Below are 12,079 nucleotides of genomic sequence, written 5' to 3'. Positions count from 1 at the left end.
GTTGCCACGAGGGCGTTGCGCTCCCTCTCCCGCGTGCGGGAGAGGGTTGGGGAGAGGGCTGTCTCCGCGGTGGGAATCCCCAAGAGGAGAGAGCCCTCACCCGCGCCTTCGGCGCGACCTCTCCTGCAAGCGGGCGAGGTTGGCAACCCGCGGCACGTGCCTGCCGAATTAAACTCCGGTAACCCGATTGACGCACCGATCCGGGTTCCCCATGTGCCTCGCCGTGCCCTATAATGGGGTCGAATCCTTCTCGAGGAGTTTGCGATGGTCCAAGACGTCAGAGATTTGCCGGCCGGCCGCAGCGATGGGCTGAACCGCTTTCTCGGCGGCTCGCCGCTGGCGGTGGCGTTTCGGCTGGTCCTGCTCTCGATCCTGGTCGGCGTCGTGCTGGCCGCGATCGGATTCGATCCCTGGAACATCATCTACAGCATCCGTCTCCTGTTCCAGCGTCTGTGGGATCTCGGCTTCGATACCATCAACTGGCTGTGGCGCTATTTCCTGCTCGGCGCGGTGATCGTGATCCCGATCTGGCTGCTGTCGCGCGTGTTCGGCGCGCCGCGCGGCCGGTAGGCTGGGAGTCCGCAGCCGATGCAACTGCGTTTCGTCGGCTGCGGCGACGCCTTCGGCTCCGGCGGCAGGCTCAATACCTGCTTCCATGTGTCCGGGCGCGAGGCCAACTTCCTGATCGATTGCGGCGCGTCGGCTTTGCCGGCCCTGAAGCGGCTGGAGATCGAGCGTAACGAGATCGATCTCATTCTCATCACACATTTCCACGGCGATCATTTCGCCGGCCTGCCGTTCTTTCTGCTCGATGCGCAATTCTCGCGGCGGACAAGCCCGCTGACGATTGCCGGCCCGCAAGGCATCGAGCGGCGGCTGCGGGAGGTGATGGAGGCGCTATTCGAGCACTCCTCGAAGACCAAACAGCGCTTCGATCTCGATGTCGTCGCCCTCGCGCCCGGACAAAGCCGCACGTTCGGCGCCGTGACGGTGACGCCCTATCCCGTCGTGCACGGCGAATCCGGTGGTCCTTTCCTCGCCTACCGCGTCGAGGCCGAGGGCCGCATGCTCGCCTACAGCGCCGATACCGAATGGACGGAGACGCTCATTCCGCTGGCGCATGGCGCGGACCTTTTCATTGCCGAGGCCTATATGTACGAGAAGGTGGTCAAGAACCATCTCAGCCTGAAGACCTTGGAACAGCATCTGCCCGCGATCGGCGCCAAACGGCTCGTGCTCACCCATATGAGCGACGACATGCTGTCGCGCCTCGACGCGTTGCCCTACATGGCGGCCGAGGACGGCATGGTCGTCGTATTCTGACCATGCACGCGCCCGTCCATCCCAGAGTCGGCACACGAGACGTGTTCGCCATCGCAGGTCCCGCGATGGTCGCCAACCTGACCACGCCGCTGATCGGCGTGGTCTCGACCACGGCGATCGGCCGCCTCGACGATGCCGCGCTGCTCGGCGGCGTCGCGATCGCGTCGATCGTCTTCGACTGCCTGTTCTGGCTGTTCGGCTTCCTGCGCATGAGCACGCTCGCCTTCACCGCGCAATCGCTGGGCGCGGGCGAGGTGCGTGAGCCGACCGCGATCCTGGCGCGCGGCTTCATCGTCGCCGGCCTGATCGGCGCCGCGCTGATCGTGCTGCAAGTGCCGCTGGCCGCGGGGCTGTTCGACCTCATCGGCGGCAGCGAGAATGTGACGCGGGCAGCGCAGACCTACTTCGGGATCCGGATCTGGTCGTCGCCGTTCACGCTCGCCAATTACGTCATCCTCGGCTGGCTGATCGGCCAGGCCCGCGCCAATTCAGCATTGCTGCTTCAGGTCGTCATCAACCTCGTCAACATGGCGGCGACGATCCTGCTGGTGCTGGTCTACGACGCCGGCATCGCCGGCGCCGCGATCGCCGCGCTGGTCTCGGAAGCGGTCGGGTTCGCCCTCGGCGTGATCGTCTGCCGCCATTATGCCGATGGCGGCTTCGCGGTGCCGTACAGAACGCTGCTCGACCGCGACAAGCTGTTGCGGATGCTGGCGGTGAATTCCGACATCATGATCCGCACCGCGGCGCTGATCACGGTGTTTCTGTTCTTCACCGCGAAAGGCGCGCAGGCCGGCGACGTCACGCTGGCGGCCAATTCCGTGCTCAACAACTTCCTGTTCATCAGCGCCTTTTTCCTCGACGGTCTCGCCAACGCCGCCCAGCAGCTCTGCGGGCGCACCCTCGGCGCACGCGACGCAAAAGGCTTTGCCGCCTCGACCCGGCTGGTGCTGCTCTGGGGGCTCGGCTTCGCCATCGTCGTCGCAGCACTGTTCGCGCTGTTCGGGCCGGCGTTGATCGATTTCATGACGGCGAGCGAGGAAGTTCGCCGCGCCGCGCGCGAATTCCTGCCCTTCGTCGCGTTCGCGCCGATTCCCGGCGTGTTCGCCTTCGGGTTCGACGGCATCTATATCGGCGCGACCTGGGCGCGCGAGATGCGCAATCTGATGCTGGCCTCGCTCGCGATCTTCCTTGGCACCTGGTGGGCGCTGCAATCGTTCGGCAATGCCGGATTGTGGTGGGCGCTCCTGGCCTCCTATCTCTCGCGCGGCGGCCTGCAGGCGGCGCGCTATCCGGCGCAGTTCAGGGCGACGTTTTCCAAGTTGTAGACGAATAGTAGCCCGGATGGAGCGCAGCGTAATCCGGGGCCTTCGTACCCGCGGATGAATTCCCGGATTTCGCTGCGCTCCATCCGGGCTACATCGTTGCGTATTGGACGCGCTGCGTCCGGGGCACGCGACTGCCTTACATCCCCGGCCAGTCTTCCGCCGTGAGCGTCGCGGCATCCGCACCGACGATCTCGGACAGGGAATCCCGCCCGGTGCGGAGCAGCGTCGAGGTGAGGTCGCGCTTGATCTCGTCGACGAGGCCGAGGCCCTTGTAGACCAGCGACGAGTAGAGCTGGATCAGGCTGGCGCCGGCGCGGATCTTGGTCAAGGCGGCGCCGCCGGAATCCACGCCGCCGACGCCGATCAGGGGGAACGCGCCCTCGACGCGCACATAGGTCTCCGCGACCATCCGCGTCGACAGGCGGAACAGCGGCCGGCCCGACAGGCCGCCTTGCTCCTTGGCGCGCGTCTCCTCCCGCAGCGTGCTCGGCCGGGAGATCGTCGTGTTCGATACGACCATGCCGTCGACCCGGCGCGAGCGCGCGACCTGCACGACGTCGTCGAGCTGGGCGAGGCTGAGGTCCGGCGCGATCTTGAGCAGCACTGGCGTGTCGCCGGCCTTCTGCCGGACACGCTCGCGCGCGTCGATCACGCGGGCAAGGAGATCGTCGAGCAGCGCACCTTCCTGCAGATTGCGCAGGCCCGGCGTGTTCGGCGAGGAGACGTTGACGGTGAAGTAGCTCGCGACCGGCGCAAAGGTCTCGATCAGCTTGACGTAATCGGCGACGCGATCGACTGAATCCTTGTTGGCGCCGACATTGACGCCGACGATGCCGCCGTGCTGCGCGCGGGCGGCGAGCCGGCGCAAGGCGACGTCCGCGCCGTCATTGTTGAAGCCCATGCGGTTGATGATGGCCTCGTCGCGCTCGAGCCGGAACAGCCGCGGCCGCGGGTTGCCGGCTTGCGGCTTCGGCGTCACCGAGCCGATCTCGACGAAGCCAAAGCCGAGCCGCAGCAGCGCGTCCGGCACCTCGGCGCTCTTGTCGAAGCCGGCGGCCATGCCGATCGGGTTGGGAAAGTTGAGCCCGAAGGCGCGCATCGCGAGCTTGGGATCGTCGGTGCGCGGCTTGACCGGCGGCAGGAAGCGCAGACCCTGGATCGCCAGGCGATGCGCGTCTTCCGGATCCAGCCAGCGCAGCACCGGCAGGGAAAAGGCGTCGAAAGCGCGGATCACGGGGCAAGCTCCGGAACGTCGTGGCCGCCATCGGAGCGGATGTTGAGGTTCATCACCGTGATCACGGCGCCGAGATCGAGCTCGCCATAGAGATGCGGAAACAGCTCGTCATTGCGCGAGCGCTCCCAGCGCAGCTCGCCGCCGAGCGCGTCGCCGTCGACCTCCACCAGGAACAGCGCGCGCTGCCCGAAATAGTGCTTGCGCAGGGTCTCGGGAACCTGATCGGCGGTCGAGAAATGGATGAATCCGTCGCGCGCATCGTCGGCGCTGCCCCGGTAGACACCCTGCCGTTCCGCCTCACGCCAGGCCGAGGCCGGACAGATTTTGTAGATCTTGACCACTGCTTGCGCAGTCCTGTTTGCTCTTTGAGTCTTTTGGGTTTTTTCGTCTCGTGCGGGTCTGCAACAACCCCGGCGCGGACCGTAAAGGCCGCCCCTGCCGAACTCAAGACCTCAAGCCTTTCCGGTCCGGTGAAATCGTCGCCACTTGCGCGAAAAGCGGAAAACCGGTTGATTTGAGGACAGTTTTCCTGAGTTGCGACGGGCTGGACCTTGCATGGTCAGGCAGGCCAAAGCGCAGAGGATACTCACTCACGACCAGATCTGGATCGCGCTGGATCGGCTGGCGGCGCGCGCCGGTCTGTCGCCGTCCGGCCTGGCCAAGCGCGCCGGGCTCGATCCCACCACCTTCAACAGGTCCAAGCGCGTCACTTCGGATGGCCGCGAGCGCTGGCCCTCGACCGAATCGATCGCCAAGGCGCTGGCGGCGGCAGATGCCTCGTTCGACAGCTTTGCGCGGCTGGTCGACGATGACGCGGGCGACGGCCGCTCCGTGCCGCTGCTTCGTTTCGCGCTGGCCGGCGCGAGCGGCGCCTTCGACGAGTCCGGCCTTCCCTCGGGCAAGGCCTGGACCGAAACCGCGCTTCCGGCCACCGAGGACAGCCACGGCTTTGCGCTGGAGATCTCCGGCGATGAGTTTGCCCCCGTTTACCGCCACGGCGACATCGTCCTGGTCTCGCCGGGCGCGCCGATCCGCAAGGGCGATCGCGTGGTGGTGCGAAGCAGGACGGGCGAGATGACGATCGCAACGCTGAGGCGCCGTACCGCGAAGGTCTTGGAGCTGCAATTGCTCAACGCCTCGCAAGCCGTGCGCACGATGGCGGCGGGGGAGGTGGCGTGGATCGCGCGGATCGTGTGGACGAGCCAGTGATCCCGCTCTGTGTCAGCGCAGGGTCGGCGCGAGCCAGCGAAACAACGCCACGGCCGCCACCGCGCCCAGCATTTCGGCGGCGATGAAGCCAGGAACGTCGATCGGACGAATTCCGGAGAACGTATCGGTGAATGCGCGCGCCAGGGCGACCGCGGGATTGGCAAAATCCGTGGCGGTGAACCAGAAGCCGGCGCCGATATAGGCGGCGACCGCGCCGGCAAGAGCGGCCGGCCGCATGCGGGAGCAGGTCCACACCATTCCGATCAGGCCGAACGTGACCAGGAATTCGCTCAGCCATTGCGACGGGCCGCTGCGAAGATGGGATGATAGCGAGTAGGGCGGCAGGTCGAACATCGCGTCGGCGATGGCAACGCCAGCGACGGCGCCGAGCAATTGTGCAGGCACGTAGAATCCGACAACGCGCGGCGCGATGTCGCCGCGAAATGCCAGCACCAGCGAGACGAGCGGATTGAAATGGGCGCCCGATAAAGGCGCGAGCCAGACGATCAGGGCGTAGAGCGCGGCGCCCGTCGAGAGCGCGTTGGCGAGCAATGCCAGAGCAGCATTGCCTGCCGCCAGCCTCTCGCCGAGAATACCGGAGCCCACGATCGCGATCAGAAGGTAGGCGGTGCCAAGTCCCTCGGCTACCAGGGACCGTGCGAGCGACATCCTGTCAGTGCGATCGCCGGTCCGACGCAACTCGCTCAACGCAGCCACGGCGAGTCTCACAGCACTTCGAAGATCTTGTAGGCGACCGCGCCCTCGACGAGATAACCCTTGCCGACACAGACGATGTCATTGAGCCAGGCGTAGGTCTGCGAGCCGGTTTCGAACAGCGGATTGGTGCGGAAGTAATATCCGGCGGGATCGACCCTGGTGCGCCGCGCGGGATCCGCCATCTCGGCGCGCAATGCCTGCGGTGTCACCCAGCGGCCGCCATAGGTCATATAGATCAGCTCGCCGTCATGCGTCCGCAGCGACAGGCGGACGTCGAGCGTCATGGCGCCGTCGGCGCGAAACAACGCCCAGTCGCCGCCGCCCCGCAGCACCTCGCCGCGCAGGCGCAGGCCTTCGAACGAGCCCTTGGCTGCGCCGAACAGCACGCGCTGCCCGACGGGTCCGGCGCCGAAATTGAGGCGCGGATCGAGATCGACGAGGATGTCGAAGAGATGCCGGGTCTCGAGATCGCCGACGGACTTGATGCGGGGATCGGTCATGGTCTGGCACTCCTTATGTCTTGGATGGAATTTGCCGGCGGCTATGCCGCCCGGGTCGCATCGCCAAACAGCTTGCGCCTGACCGCATCGGTCGAGAGGCCGGATTGAGCGCACAGCTCGGAGAGATCGAAGACGAAGCGTTCATGCGCGATCTTGTCGTCGCGGAAGGCGAAGGCGATGAACACAGGCAACTCGGCACGGCGCCCATTGGGCTCGCCGGCGAAGCGATCACCCGTCATCGTCATCCGGGCGGTGCCCCAGCAGATCAGCGTGTCGGCGGAATTGGCGTGGCCTTCCAGCGTGACGTGATAGTCCGGGAAGGACTTGAAGAAGCGCGTCAGGACGCGCTCGTTTTCGGCGAGCCCCCGCGCCTTGGTGCCGAAGGCCGGTGTCTCCAGCACCATGTCCGGATGCAGGACTTCCAGCGCCGCAGCGACATCCTGCCGGCTCTTCGCGATCGCCAGCCTCTCCGCCAGCTCGAACATCCGCTTGCCATCCATGGTATGCCTCTTATCATTCTACATGAATAAAACATACATCATGTATGTTATATGCGGTTTGATACCAACGCGTCAAGCTTTAGGTTGCACATGATGCGGGCGAAGGATCCTCCGAGAAGTCGTCGGGAAGAGTACAGCGAGGCCACCAGGCAGGCGCTGCTCGATGCCGGGCGCGAAGCGTTTGCCGCCAATGGATTTCAGGCGGCGGGCATGGAGGCGATTTCGCGGGCGGCGCGGGTCACGCGCGGCGCGTTCTACCATCACTTCGAGGACAAGAAGGCGCTGTTCGATGCCGTGGTGGTTGCCATGCAGCGCGAGGCGGCCGCCCGGATCGAGGCCGCGGCACGGAACGAGCGGAAGATCTGGGATCGTCTCAGCGCCGGCATCGACGCCTATCTCGACGCCTGCGAAGAGCCGGCCTATGCGCGGATCGTCATCCAGGAAGCGCAGGCCGTGCTCGGCGAACCGCGCTACCGCGAGATCGAGGAGACCTACCCGACCGCGCTCCTGATCGCGACGCTGCGGGCGCTGAAGCGCGATGGCGAATTGAACGCGGACGATGTCGATCTGCTCAGCCGCATGATCGACGCGATGATCTGCAAGATCGGGCTATTGCTGCCCTACGCGGACGATTCCAGGAAGCTGCGCAGAAATGGACAGAAGATCGTTGCGGCGGTGCTGGAGACCTTTCGCCACAAGCCGTGAATCTTCCTTTGGAGGATGGCGGTCTTCGTACCGAGGCAAGCGCAACTACGAATCTTCGCCTAACTTCTCCCCGGGGTGGGTCCCGGCGTTCGCCGGGACGACAGCCGTGTGTGGGAGCGAAGGGCAACGCGTTTCTCACGCGCTCCGCGCCAGCGCGCCGTCGATCATGTTGACCGCGTTCTGCACGCCGTAGACCGCGACGAAGGAGCCGAAGCGCGGGCCCTTCTCCTGGCCGAGCAGCACCTGGTAGAGCATGTTGAACCAGTCCAGCGTGACGCCGGGCCGGCCGTCCTTGCCCTTCTTGAGCTGGTCGAGGAAGGGTTCGCGGCGGCCGATCTCGTAGACGACGTTCTGGATGTCCTCGGCCGAGGCGTCCGCCGGAAGCTGCGACAGCGCATCGCGCAGGTCCTGCAGCGCCGCGCGCTCGGTGTCGGTCGGCACGCGGAACTGCTTCGTCGGTGCGACGAAGTCGCGGTAATAATTGATGGCGTAGCCGACCATCGCGTCCAGCTTCGGATGCGTCTGCGGGCTCACGCCGGGTCGGTAGCGACCGATGAAGCCCCACAGCGTCTCGGCATTCTCCGCGTTCGACGACGACACCAGCGTCAGCAGCAGCTGGAAGGTCACGGGCATGTCGCCCTTCGGCGGCTTGCCGTTGTGGATGTGCCAGACCGGATTGCCGAGCTGCTGCTTGCCGTCCTGCTTGGCAAAGCCGTCGATGAACTGCTGGTAGTCGTCGACGTTGCGCGGGATGACGTCGAAATACAGCCGCTTGGCCGCCTTCGGCTCGCGATACATGAACAGCGACAGCGATTCCGGCGAGGCGTAGCGCAGCCATTCGTCGATGGTCAGGCCATTGCCCTTCGACTTCGAGATCTTCTGGCCCTTCTCGTCGAGGAAGAGCTCGTAGTTGAAGCCTTCGGGCGGCGTGGCGCCGAGCGCCCTGGCGATCGCGCCTGAGAGCTTCACGGAGTCGATCAGGTCCTTGCCGGCCATCTCGTAGTCGACGCCGAGCGCGACCCAGCGCATCGCCCAGTCGGCCTTCCACTGGCACTTGACGTTGCCGCCGGTGACCGGCGTTTCGACCTCCTCGTTCGTATCGGGGTCGACATAGGTCACGGTGCCGGCCGCGACGTCGCGGCGGATCATCGGCACCTGCAGCACGATGCCGGTGGTCTTGCTGATCGGCAGGAACGGCGAATAGGTGGCGCGGCGGTCGGGGCCCAGCGTCGGCAGGATGATCTCCATCACCTTGTCGTAGGCGGCGAGCATCTTGAGCAGCGTCGCGTCGAAGCGGCCCGACGTGTAGTAATCGGTCGAGCTGGCGAACTCGTAGTCGAAGCCGAAATGATCGAGGAAGGCGCGCAGCCGTGCGTTGTTGTGGTGCCCGAACGAGGGATACTCGTTGGAGAACGGATCCGGCACCCGCGTCAGCGGCTTGCCGAGATGCGCGGTCAGCATCTCCTTGTTGGGGACGTTGTCAGGCACCTTGCGGAAGCCGTCCATGTCGTCGGAGAAGGCGAGCAGGCGGGTCTTGATCTTGTCCTCGGTCAGCACGCGGAAGGCGTGCCGCACCATCGAGGTGCGCGCGACCTCGCCGAACGTGCCGATATGCGGCAGGCCGGACGGCCCGTAGCCGGTCTCGAACAGCACCTCGTCCTTCGGGCTCTTCTTCAGCCGCGCGACGATGGCCTTGGCCTGCTCGAACGGCCAGGCGTTGGATTGTTCGGCGAGCGCACGCAGATCGCTCGGGCTCATGCTGGGATCGATAACGGACATCAAGAAGGGCCTCCGGGCCGCGGAAAATAGCGATTTCCCGGCAGAATGCAAAAACGTTGGTCGTCATTCCGGGGCACGCGCGTCAGCAACGTGAACCCGGAATCTCGCGCCACAATCTCGAGATTCCGGGTTCGCGCTCTGCGCGTCCCGGAATGACGGGACTGAATGGTCAGAACGGGCTCACCGAGAAATAGCGCAGCCACAGATCGGTGTAGCGGCCCTTTTCCCAGACGCGGAACAGCGCCCAGTTCAGGGCCTGGCGCAGCACGTCGTTGCCCTTGCGCACGGCGATGCCGATGCCTTCGCCGAAGAAGCGGCTCTCGACGAAGGGGCCGCCGGAGAAGGCGCAGCAATCGCCGGAATCGGTGCCGTTGATCCAGAACGCCAGCGAGATGGCGTCGCCGAAGATGAAATCGACCTCGCCCTTGCGCAAAGCGGCGCGCATCGCCTCGTCGCTGGGAAAAGCGTGCAGCTCCGCGTCGGTGAACATGGCCTTGAGATAGGCCTCGTGCGCGGAGCCGGCGATGACGCCGACCTTCTTGCCTTCGAGATATTCGGGCCGGATTTCCGGCATCACCGCGTCCTTGCGAGAGACGAAGCGCGCCGGCACGCGGTAATAGGGATCGGTGAAGTCGACCCGGGCGCGCAGCTGCGGGCTCACCGCCATCGAGGCGATGATGGCATCGCCCCGGTTGGAGGTGAGCGCGTCGACCAGCGTCTCGAAGCGGCGCATCTGCACCGTGCAGGTGACCTTGATCTCCTCGCACAGGCTGCGGGCGAGATCGACGTTGAAGCCGGCCGGGTTGCCGTCGGCGCCGGTGTAGTTGAACGGCGGATAATCGGTCTCGGTCAGGAAGCGGATCACGGTTAGGCGCGACAGGTCCGGCCGTTCCGGCCGCCGCCGCGGGTCCCAGAACCCGGGCACGGCCTGCGGGGCGGCCTGGGGCGCGACCTGCGGCGTGGCCTGGGGTGCCGCAGGAGGCTGCTTGGCCGGAGCCTGGGCCTCGGCGGCGGGCAGGCTCGCGAGCAGGCACGCGACAGCCGCCAGCCCGGTCACCAAGCTACGGGCAGATTTGGTCGATTTCGCCTGTTGCGATGGAGCCATCGGCCGGAAATGAACTGATATCGTTGGGATCGGAGGGCGTTATAGACCATCCCGCCGGGAACGCGAGCGCGGAATGCGGGCTGGGTAAAAGGTGCGCTCCGCCGTCATACCCGGGCTTGTCCTGGCTTGTCCCGAGCATCCACGATCTTTCCTCCATCCCAAGAACGTGGATGGCCGGGACAGGCCCGGCCATGACGGATGGGAGGTACCGTGTCTGAATCGGGCTCAAAGATACTTCTTCAACTCCGCCGCCGCCTCTTCCGGCGTCCGCTTGAGATTGAACGGCGAGACGAAGCGGCCGTCGCGGTCCATCAGGTAAATCAGCGCGGTGTGGTCCATGGTGTAGTCGCCGTCCTTGGTCGGGATCTTCTTGGCATAGACCCGGTAGGAGGTGATGACCTTGGCAGTCTCGGCAGGATCGCCGGACAGGCCCTGAAGATGCGGATCGAAGCTCGACAGATAGTCCTTCATCGTCGCCTGCGTATCGCGCTCGGGATCGACCGAGATGAAGACGGCATTGAGCTTGTCGGCATCCTTGCCCATCACCCGCAGCACTTCCGAGATCTCGAACAGCGAGGTCGGGCAGACGTCGGGGCAATGGGTGTAGCCGAAGAAGATCAGGGTCGGCTTGCCCTTGAGGCTCTTGTCGGTGACGGCCTTGCCGTTCTGGTCGGTGAGCTGGAACGGGCCGCCGATCGCAGCCGGCTGCGCCACCTTGCTGATCCCGCCCATGGCCCAGAACATGATCAGGAGCCCGACGATGAGGCTTGCGGCGAAGGCGGTCGCGATCACCAGCGGACGGGTGGCGGAGCTCATGAGCGGAAAACTTCCTATCGCGGATCAGAAGCAGGCGGCGAAGCCGGTCCTGATCATTTCGAAGAACATCTGCGTGCCGTAGTGGAACCACAGCGCCAGCGCGCCGAGCACGAGCAATCCAAAGGTCGCCGCGCCCGTCCACAGCAGCACGGACGGCGTCCGGCCGGCAGTGGACGAATTGTCCTGTAACGGATGCGTCGGGTGCAGGGGTTGAGCCATGACAATGATCGAGGGCGAAGGCCCGGTTTCCAGGCCTTCAGATAGGCTTTGGCCCGCCCGCGGGCAAGGCGCCGCCGGCGGGCCAGAACGATCCGGTCAGGTCGAGAACGTCAGCGCAGCTGGCCCCGGGCGGATTCGATCTGGTCCGCTTGCGGAAGAGACCGGCGCGACGGCTTGATGGTCGAGGCCTGCGCGTCCATGTAGCAGGGCTTGTACATGGCCTGGAGCTGCTTGCCCCTCAGGAACAGCATCTGCGGGGTGAGGCCGCCGCGCTGGCTGATCCAGCGCTTCACCTGCGAGGGGTACATCGCATAGAGCATCTGGGTCGCCTCGGGATTGGTGACAGCGCGCCCGTTGCGGCCGAAATCCCAGGCGGCGTGGAAGCCGAGCGTCGCGCTCGAGGTCACGCAGATGCGGTCATGCGGGATGGCGCCGAGGACGATGGTACAGGCGGATGCGCACAGGCCGTCGATGATGACGGTCTCGCCCGATTGACGCAGATCCTGGTACTTGTCGACGTAGGTTCCAATCCGGCCACCGCGGTCATCCGCGATCCGAACCACCGCGTGAGAAGCCCCCATGCCAGCGATCAGCAGAACCGCCGCAAGCAACCCCGTCAGAAACTTCATTGGCCCCCGCCCCAG

At 65.6% G+C, this 12,079-nt stretch carries 15 protein-coding genes; 5 read left to right on the top strand and 10 right to left on the bottom strand.

Going from position 1 to position 12,079, the window contains the following annotated elements; translation table 11 throughout:
- The first annotated feature begins 264 nt into the window (after positions 1-264).
- The 3 genes from K410_RS0133600 to K410_RS0133590 are packed head-to-tail and all read left to right on the top strand — an operon-like array spanning position 265 to position 2,651.
- A complete protein-coding gene (locus K410_RS0133600; protein ID WP_018644944.1) occupies positions 265-570 on the top strand; it encodes a DUF6460 domain-containing protein in 306 nt (101 codons plus the stop codon).
- An 18-nt stretch (positions 571-588) separates the two neighbouring features.
- Positions 589-1,323: an MBL fold metallo-hydrolase gene (locus tag K410_RS0133595; protein WP_028138936.1), complete on the top strand. Its 735-nt coding sequence runs from the start codon at positions 589-591 to the stop codon at positions 1,321-1,323.
- A gap of 2 nt (positions 1,324-1,325) precedes the next feature.
- The gene (locus K410_RS0133590) at positions 1,326-2,651 is read left to right on the top strand and encodes an MATE family efflux transporter (RefSeq protein ID WP_028138935.1); all 1,326 of its coding nucleotides are present in this window, start codon (positions 1,326-1,328) and stop codon (positions 2,649-2,651) included.
- Positions 2,652-2,787: 136 nt separating this feature from the next.
- On the opposite strand, the gene K410_RS0133585 is transcribed toward K410_RS0133590, so the two are convergent.
- Positions 2,788-3,885, bottom strand: a complete 1,098-nt coding sequence (locus tag K410_RS0133585; protein WP_028138934.1) for a quinone-dependent dihydroorotate dehydrogenase — start codon at positions 3,883-3,885, stop codon at positions 2,788-2,790.
- Positions 3,882-4,226: a DUF952 domain-containing protein gene (locus tag K410_RS0133580; protein WP_028138933.1), complete on the bottom strand. Its 345-nt coding sequence runs from the start codon at positions 4,224-4,226 to the stop codon at positions 3,882-3,884. Before K410_RS0133580 ends, K410_RS0133585 begins: the two co-directional genes overlap by 4 nt.
- 214 nt (positions 4,227-4,440) lie before the next feature.
- Between K410_RS0133580 and K410_RS0133575 the strand changes: the two genes are divergently transcribed.
- Positions 4,441-5,094: a S24 family peptidase gene (locus tag K410_RS0133575; protein ID WP_028138932.1), complete on the top strand. Its 654-nt coding sequence runs from the start codon at positions 4,441-4,443 to the stop codon at positions 5,092-5,094.
- Between the two features lie 12 nt (positions 5,095-5,106).
- On the opposite strand, the gene K410_RS0133570 is transcribed toward K410_RS0133575, so the two are convergent.
- From K410_RS0133570 to K410_RS0133560, 3 genes are read right to left on the bottom strand one after another with little or no spacing between them, the layout of a single operon-like run.
- Entirely contained in the window at positions 5,107-5,763 is a 657-nt protein-coding gene (locus K410_RS0133570; RefSeq protein WP_028138931.1) for an aquaporin, read from the bottom strand.
- A 56-nt stretch (positions 5,764-5,819) separates the two neighbouring features.
- Positions 5,820-6,311, bottom strand: coding sequence for a DUF3237 domain-containing protein (locus K410_RS0133565; RefSeq protein WP_028138930.1), 492 nt, complete (start codon positions 6,309-6,311; stop codon positions 5,820-5,822).
- 41 nt (positions 6,312-6,352) lie between these two features.
- Positions 6,353-6,811: an ester cyclase gene (locus K410_RS0133560; protein WP_028138929.1), complete on the bottom strand. Its 459-nt coding sequence runs from the start codon at positions 6,809-6,811 to the stop codon at positions 6,353-6,355.
- Between the two features lie 90 nt (positions 6,812-6,901).
- On the opposite strand from K410_RS0133560, the gene K410_RS37645 reads away from it, so the two are divergent.
- Positions 6,902-7,516, top strand: a complete 615-nt coding sequence (locus tag K410_RS37645; RefSeq protein ID WP_049820428.1) for a TetR/AcrR family transcriptional regulator — start codon at positions 6,902-6,904, stop codon at positions 7,514-7,516.
- 135 nt (positions 7,517-7,651) lie between these two features.
- Here K410_RS37645 and K410_RS0133550 read toward each other — a convergent pair whose 3' ends face one another.
- The 5 genes from K410_RS0133550 to K410_RS0133530 form a co-directional block, all read right to left on the bottom strand.
- Positions 7,652-9,295, bottom strand: a complete 1,644-nt coding sequence (locus K410_RS0133550; protein WP_028138928.1) for a lysine--tRNA ligase — start codon at positions 9,293-9,295, stop codon at positions 7,652-7,654.
- A gap of 169 nt (positions 9,296-9,464) precedes the next feature.
- Positions 9,465-10,400, bottom strand: coding sequence for an ABC transporter substrate-binding protein (locus tag K410_RS0133545; protein WP_028138927.1), 936 nt, complete (start codon positions 10,398-10,400; stop codon positions 9,465-9,467).
- Positions 10,401-10,625: 225 nt separating this feature from the next.
- Positions 10,626-11,216 carry an SCO family protein gene (locus tag K410_RS0133540; protein ID WP_028138926.1) on the bottom strand — a complete coding sequence of 197 codons (591 nt, stop codon included), beginning with the start codon at positions 11,214-11,216 and terminating at the stop codon, positions 10,626-10,628.
- Positions 11,217-11,240: 24 nt separating this feature from the next.
- On the bottom strand, positions 11,241-11,435 hold the full coding sequence (locus K410_RS0133535) for a hypothetical protein (protein WP_028138925.1): 195 nt from the start codon (positions 11,433-11,435) through the stop codon (positions 11,241-11,243).
- 110 nt (positions 11,436-11,545) lie between these two features.
- On the bottom strand, positions 11,546-12,064 hold the full coding sequence (locus K410_RS0133530; protein ID WP_028138924.1) for a hypothetical protein: 519 nt from the start codon (positions 12,062-12,064) through the stop codon (positions 11,546-11,548).
- Positions 12,065-12,079: the final 15 nt, after the last annotated feature.

The organism is Bradyrhizobium sp. 22 (assembly GCF_000482425.1).
Taxonomy (GTDB): domain Bacteria; phylum Pseudomonadota; class Alphaproteobacteria; order Rhizobiales; family Xanthobacteraceae; genus Bradyrhizobium; species Bradyrhizobium japonicum_B.
The sequence above is the reverse complement of the archived record's forward strand: the minus strand, read 5'-3'. Positions and strand labels throughout refer to the sequence as shown.

Bases quoted from the DNA above. Each gene is read 5' to 3' on its own strand.
- K410_RS0133570 (WP_028138931.1), bottom strand. From the start codon at position 5,763: ATGTCGCTCGCACGGTCCCTGGTAGCCGAGGGACTTGGCACCGCCTAC.
- K410_RS0133565 (WP_028138930.1), bottom strand. From the start codon at position 6,311: ATGACCGATCCCCGCATCAAGTCCGTCGGCGATCTCGAGACCCGGCAT.
- K410_RS0133550 (WP_028138928.1), bottom strand. From the start codon at position 9,295: ATGTCCGTTATCGATCCCAGCATGAGCCCGAGCGATCTGCGTGCGCTC.
- K410_RS0133595 (WP_028138936.1), top strand. From the start codon at position 589: ATGCAACTGCGTTTCGTCGGCTGCGGCGACGCCTTCGGCTCCGGCGGC.
- K410_RS0133600 (WP_018644944.1), top strand. From the start codon at position 265: ATGGTCCAAGACGTCAGAGATTTGCCGGCCGGCCGCAGCGATGGGCTG.
- K410_RS0133530 (WP_028138924.1), bottom strand. From the start codon at position 12,064: ATGAAGTTTCTGACGGGGTTGCTTGCGGCGGTTCTGCTGATCGCTGGC.
- K410_RS37645 (WP_049820428.1), top strand. From the start codon at position 6,902: ATGATGCGGGCGAAGGATCCTCCGAGAAGTCGTCGGGAAGAGTACAGC.
- K410_RS0133540 (WP_028138926.1), bottom strand. From the start codon at position 11,216: ATGAGCTCCGCCACCCGTCCGCTGGTGATCGCGACCGCCTTCGCCGCA.
- K410_RS0133575 (WP_028138932.1), top strand. From the start codon at position 4,441: ATGGTCAGGCAGGCCAAAGCGCAGAGGATACTCACTCACGACCAGATC.
- K410_RS0133560 (WP_028138929.1), bottom strand. From the start codon at position 6,811: ATGGATGGCAAGCGGATGTTCGAGCTGGCGGAGAGGCTGGCGATCGCG.
- K410_RS0133590 (WP_028138935.1), top strand. From the start codon at position 1,326: ATGCACGCGCCCGTCCATCCCAGAGTCGGCACACGAGACGTGTTCGCC.
- K410_RS0133535 (WP_028138925.1), bottom strand. From the start codon at position 11,435: ATGGCTCAACCCCTGCACCCGACGCATCCGTTACAGGACAATTCGTCC.
- K410_RS0133545 (WP_028138927.1), bottom strand. From the start codon at position 10,400: ATGGCTCCATCGCAACAGGCGAAATCGACCAAATCTGCCCGTAGCTTG.